The sequence below is a fragment of the Calothrix sp. CCY 0018 genome (assembly GCF_963920925.1).
GTDB lineage: Bacteria > Cyanobacteriota > Cyanobacteriia > Cyanobacteriales > Nostocaceae > Rivularia.
Genome location: NZ_CAWUDI010000110.1, coordinates 1 through 1,694, shown reverse-complemented (window position 1 = coordinate 1,694; position 1,694 = coordinate 1). Strand labels below are relative to the sequence as shown.

At 40.6% G+C, this 1,694-nt stretch carries 2 protein-coding genes; one reads left to right on the top strand and one right to left on the bottom strand.

Features of this window, described 5'->3' with window-relative positions; translation table 11 throughout:
• Nucleotides 1-66: 66 nt before the first annotated feature.
• Nucleotides 67-246: a hypothetical protein gene (locus ACM03V_RS34340; protein WP_414625288.1), complete on the bottom strand. Its 180-nt coding sequence runs from the start codon at nucleotides 244-246 to the stop codon at nucleotides 67-69.
• Between the two features lie 98 nt (nucleotides 247-344).
• On the opposite strand from ACM03V_RS34340, the gene ACM03V_RS34335 reads away from it, so the two are divergent.
• Complete coding sequence (locus ACM03V_RS34335; protein WP_414625289.1) at nucleotides 345-1,643, top strand: RNA-guided endonuclease InsQ/TnpB family protein; 1,299 nt, start codon at nucleotides 345-347, stop codon at nucleotides 1,641-1,643.
• The last annotated feature ends 51 nt before the right edge of the window (nucleotides 1,644-1,694 follow it).

Below are 1,694 nucleotides of genomic sequence, written 5' to 3'. Positions count from 1 at the left end.
TTATCTGAATTCAAGCAGCGTAAAACCCAGTCTTTTTAAAGCTGGGATATAAGCTAGTTAGTGACTTTAGTCACAGTGTTCTTCTACTAAGATATCGATATAATCTCTCAGCAGTTCCTGCCAATTTGGAACGGTTTTCAATTTTTCTAATTGTCCTTGTCTCGGTTTAAAACTAACTGGTTTAATTCCGAGAGGCTTCTCCCCGTAAGGTAAAGCTCCTTGCTTGTGGTTTTTTTTGAAAGTCATTCACAATTCCTGAAGTTATTCGTATACTAATAGGATAGTAAACATTGAAAGGTCGGTCAATTACGAAAAACAAGAAAACTAAAAAAAATAAAAAGCAGATGGGGGTACAGCAAGTATTGTTGCATCCTAGCGAAGAAGTTAAAGCAGTCTTGGATTACCTTTGCGAACAATCAGGAAAGCTATACAACAGCGGAGTCTATTTTGCACGTCAAAAGTTCTTTAAGACTGGAAAGCTTTTGACGGGCAAGTTTGATCTGATATACGAAGAAACAGTAGGGAAGACAGCTATAGCACAGTCTATGCCGTCTGTTCCTGCTCAACAAACTTTGATGTCGGTAGCAGAAGCGTTTAAATCCTACCGTGAGCTTAGAGAGCTATTTTTTAAAGGAGAATTACCGTTTAAGCCAAAACCACCAGGCTACTTAAAAGGCTCTAAACTGTTCAAAGTTGCGTACCCTAATGTTGGTGCTGGCAAGCCGAGCTTAAAGGGTAGTGAAATTAGATTTCCTTTAGGACTAACTGTCAAACGGTGGTTTGGAATATCTGACTTTCTTTTACCCATGCCGTCAAATTTAGATTTTGACAAAGTTAAAGAATTTACTATTCTCCCTAAGAATGGTGCATATTACCTCGAATGCAGCTACGAATTAACACTACAAACAGCTAGCCTAGATTTCTCGCGTGCCCTATCTATTGACCTTGGAACAGCCGATAACTTAGCCGCGTGCGTTGACACTAATGGTAATTCTTTCTTGGTTGATGCTCGTCACGTAAAAGCAATGAACCAACTATGGAATAAAAAAGTAGCTACCTATAAAGAGAATAAACCGCAAGGATTTTGGAACCCTTGGCTTGACCGAGTAACCCGTAAACGCAATCACCAATTACGAGATGGTATCAACAAAGCTGCAAAGTTAATTGTTGAACACTGCATCGAAAACGGTATCGGCAACTTGATAGTAGGCTGGAACGAGGCTTTTAAAACTAATGCCAAAATGGGACGCATTAATAATCAAAAGTTTGTTCAGATGCCATTAGGTAAATTTAAAGATCGATTAGAACAGCTTTGTAAACTACATGGCATTAAGTTTACAGAGACAGAGGAAGCATACACGAGCAAATCTAGCTATTTAGATGGCGACTCCCTACCTCAGTTCGGTAAAAAACCGGACGGGTGGAAAGCATCGGGTAAAAGAACTAGACGTGGCTTGTATCGCACTTCTGAAGGCTATATTGTGAACGCCGACCTTAACGGTAGCGCTAACATAATGCGAAAAGTAAGTAGAAACTTAGGCTTAGACCTAAGCAGACTACGTAGGCGGACTTTGACAACCGCAGCTAGGGTTAAGCTATGGCACGGAGCGAGTAAGCCCCCTCTGCGTAGTACTTCCCTGTAAGTGAAATAAGAATCCCAGTATTTTAGCGAAGCGGAATGCTGGGAGTGTCAA

Bases quoted from the DNA above. Each gene is read 5' to 3' on its own strand.
- ACM03V_RS34340 (WP_414625288.1), bottom strand. From the start codon at position 246: ATGACTTTCAAAAAAAACCACAAGCAAGGAGCTTTACCTTACGGGGAG.
- ACM03V_RS34335 (WP_414625289.1), top strand. From the start codon at position 345: ATGGGGGTACAGCAAGTATTGTTGCATCCTAGCGAAGAAGTTAAAGCA.